Below are 2,983 nucleotides of genomic sequence, written 5' to 3'. Positions count from 1 at the left end.
GGTCCGCGGGCTCGGGGGCGTGTGCCTGGCGGGCGGTGCCCAGGGGGTGCGGGCCGTTCGTGGGGCGCGGCGCGCAGGAGCGGGAGGGGTGCGGGGCGGGCGCGAACCCGGCGTCGGGGGTGTCCGGGCGGGTCAGGCACGCCCCGGCGCGTACCACCGGCCGCTCCGGGGCCCCGCTCGCCGCCAGCGCGACGCCCGGCGGGCCGAGCACGGTCGCGAACAGCACCCCCGCAGCGCACAGCGTGACGCGTGACGAACCCATGGTGAACCTCCCTCAGACAGGAGGGTGCTGCCCCGGCCCGCGCGGCGCATCCGCTGCGCGCGTGGCGTTCCCCCGAGCGGGTGAAGGAACGTATGCGCGAAGGGTGAAGGAAGGGGCACGGGCTTGTCGGGACGCGCCGCGCGGAACCGTACCGTCTTCCGAGCGCGGCCGGGCGCCGGCACCGTGACGGGAACGCTCTCCCAGCGGTGTCCGGGCGCCCCGGGGGGGGCGGCGCACCGCGTCACGCCTGCGTCATCGGCCGGACCGGCGCAGGATGGAAGGGGGCTCCCCGGAGCGGCCGGTGAGGTGCCGGCGTCCTCCCGTCGCCGCGTCCGGGCTTCCGTCCGCAGCGCCTGCCCCGGAGGAGGCCGATATGACCCGCACCATCGTGCTCGGGTACGACGGTTCGCCCGAGAGCGTCGCGGCGGCCGACTGGGCCGCGGCGGAGGCCGTGCGCACGGGCGCCCGCCTCCGTGTCGTCTACGCCTGGGAGTGGCAGCCGTACTCGCTCGGCATCACGGACGCCACACCCGCCGGGCGTTCCGTCATGGACGCGGTCCCGGCCGACGAGGCCGAACGGCTCGCGCGTCGCCATCGCGGGCTGCGAGCCGACGGTGAACGCGTCAGCGGCGCCCCGGCCACGACTCTCGTGGAGGTGGCGCGTTCCGCCGCGCTGCTCGTCGTCGGTTCACGTGGGCTCGGCAAGATGCACGGCTTCGTCGTCGGCTCGGTGGCGCAATCCGTGATCGCCCGGGCCACCTCGCCCGTGGTGCTGGTACGTCCTGGCACCGACGCCTCCGGCCCCGGCCGCACGAGGGCCGGCGAGGTCCTCGTGGGCTTCGACCCCGGTCATCCCGCGCCCCGGCTGCTCGACGCCGCCTTCGAGGCGGCCGACCGGCGCGGCGCGGTGCTGCGCGTCGTGCACGTCTGGCCCGAGCCGCACGGACTGCCGGGAACGGGCGTCGACCCGGAGGCCGCCCGGGCGAGGGAGACCGCCGAGATCGCGCGGCTGAAGAGCGCGCTGGCGCCGTGGCGGGAGAGCCGTCCGCACCTCGCCGTGCGGGAGTGTGCGCTCGCGGGAAAACCGGCCGATCGCCTCATCGCCGAGTCGCACCACGCCCCTCTGCTCCTCGTCGGCCGCCGGGCCCCGCGCCTCGCGGCGCTCGGTCCGCGGATCGGTCACGTCACGCAGGCCGCCATGCAGCACGCCACGTGCCCGGTCGAGGTGGTACCGGAGGACCACGAGGGCCAGGACGACTGAGACCGCGGCGGACCCGGCGACCGGGCGCACGCCCCGTACGCGGGTGACCGGCCCACGGAGCCACGGACCCACGGCCTCACGGACCCACGGGCTCACGGGCTCACGGCGTGGGGACGACGATCACCGGACAGTGTGCCCGGCGCAGGGCTCCCCTCGCGACCGAGCCGAGGCGCATCCCGGTGTAGCCGCCTCTCCCCCTGCGGCCCACCACGAGCCCGAGCGCGTGTTCGGCGGCCTCGGCGAGGACCTCCACCGGGGGGCCGGCCACGATCTCATGGCTCACCGGCACCTCGGGATGGTCCTCGGACCACCCCGCCACCACCTCCGCGAGCAGGCGGCGCTCCTCCTGGAAGCGCTCACCGTGTCCCCGGCCCGTGGCGAAGACGGGGGGCTGCCACGCCGCGAGGACGCGCAGCGCGCAGCCGCGCAGGGCCGCCTCGGCGAAGGCCCAGCCCAGGGCGGCGCGCGAGGAGTCGCTGTCGTCGACGCCCACCACGAGGTAGGCGGGCTCCTGCGTGGTGTGCCCGGGATGGCCGACGACGGCGACGGGGCAGCGGGCGCGCGCGGCCAGGGGCATCACCAGCGCGCTCGTCCCGAGGAGTGCGCCGGGACCGGTCAGGTGCCGGGAGCCGAGGACCACGAGCCCGGCTTCTTCGGAGAGCTCGGCCATCGCGTGGGCGGGCGCGCCCGTGAGGAGACGCGTGCTCACCCGCGTACCCGGCTGCCGCTCGCGCGCCCAGGCCGCCGCCCGGTCCAGGACGTCGCCGCGCTCCCGCGCCTGTCCCAGCAGCCGGGGCGTGTCGTCGACGTGCTGGGTGTCCCGCGCGGGCGGTACCGCGACCGCCAGGCCGAGCGGCACGCCTCGCAGGGCGGCCTCGTCGACCGCCCAGGCCACCGGTACGCGCCAGTCGCGCTCGGGGTCCACTCCGCCGATGACCGGTTCTCGCCCCGCGCCGTGTCTCATCGTTCCCGCTCCGTCTGTCCGTCCGGCGGGCGACCGCAGGCCCGCAAGCTCACCGTGCGGGCACCGGGGTGAGCGCGCAAACGCGGTTCGGCCACGCGGACTCCCGCCGCCCGCTCCCCTCTCCCCGGGCCCCTCACCGCCCGCCCACCCCTGCCGCCCCGCCATGCGGCATGATTTCCGTACCGCGCAAGGAAGTTCGAGTGCGAGCGCGGCACGAGTCCGGCAGGGGGAGACGGTACGGATGCGCGTACGGATGACGCTCGTCGAGGAGGGCACGCCGGGACAGGACGCGGTGGTCACCGTGGACCAGCGGACGACGGCCGCCGAGGTCGCCGTCGCGCTGCGGCGTGCCGCACGGCAGGGAAGCCCGGCGGCGTTCGCGCTGCCGGGAGGGCGCCCCGGCGCGTTCGGCGGCCCGCTCGGCGGCGGTCCGGGCGGCGGTCCGGGGGGCGGTCCCGGGGGCGCGCCCGGCAGCGGTCCCGGCAGTGGTCCCGGT

Annotated in this window: 3 protein-coding genes and 1 pseudogene; 2 read left to right on the top strand and 2 right to left on the bottom strand. The window is 77.4% G+C overall.

All coding sequences use genetic code 11. The features are described from left to right. A pseudogene (locus G3I42_RS14580) lies at nucleotides 1-262 on the bottom strand (hypothetical protein); the annotation flags it as partial. A gap of 373 nt (nucleotides 263-635) precedes the next feature. On the opposite strand from G3I42_RS14580, the gene G3I42_RS14575 reads away from it, so the two are divergent. Beyond that, nucleotides 636-1,523, top strand: a complete 888-nt coding sequence (locus G3I42_RS14575) for a universal stress protein (RefSeq protein ID WP_164286059.1) — start codon at nucleotides 636-638, stop codon at nucleotides 1,521-1,523. A 100-nt stretch (nucleotides 1,524-1,623) separates the two neighbouring features. Here the strand turns inward: G3I42_RS14575 and G3I42_RS14570 are convergent, their stop codons facing one another. Further along, on the bottom strand, nucleotides 1,624-2,487 hold the full coding sequence (locus tag G3I42_RS14570; RefSeq protein ID WP_164286057.1) for a universal stress protein: 864 nt from the start codon (nucleotides 2,485-2,487) through the stop codon (nucleotides 1,624-1,626). 241 nt (nucleotides 2,488-2,728) lie between these two features. Here G3I42_RS14570 and G3I42_RS14565 point away from each other — a divergent pair. Further along, nucleotides 2,729-2,983, top strand: a 255-nt coding sequence (locus G3I42_RS14565; protein WP_203606815.1) for a hypothetical protein, incomplete at its 3' end; no start/stop codon positions are given.

It is taken from the genome of Streptomyces sp. SID11385, assembly GCF_010548245.1.
Classification (GTDB): Bacteria; Actinomycetota; Actinomycetes; order Streptomycetales; family Streptomycetaceae; genus Streptomyces.
Note: the sequence above shows the minus strand (reverse complement) of the source record. Positions and strands in the feature narration are given on the sequence as shown.

Coding starts and splice junctions, on each gene's coding strand:
- G3I42_RS14575 (WP_164286059.1), top strand. CDS start 636: ATGACCCGCACCATCGTGCTCGGGTACGACGGTTCGCCCGAGAGCGTC.
- G3I42_RS14570 (WP_164286057.1), bottom strand. CDS start 2,487: ATGAGACACGGCGCGGGGCGAGAACCGGTCATCGGCGGAGTGGACCCC.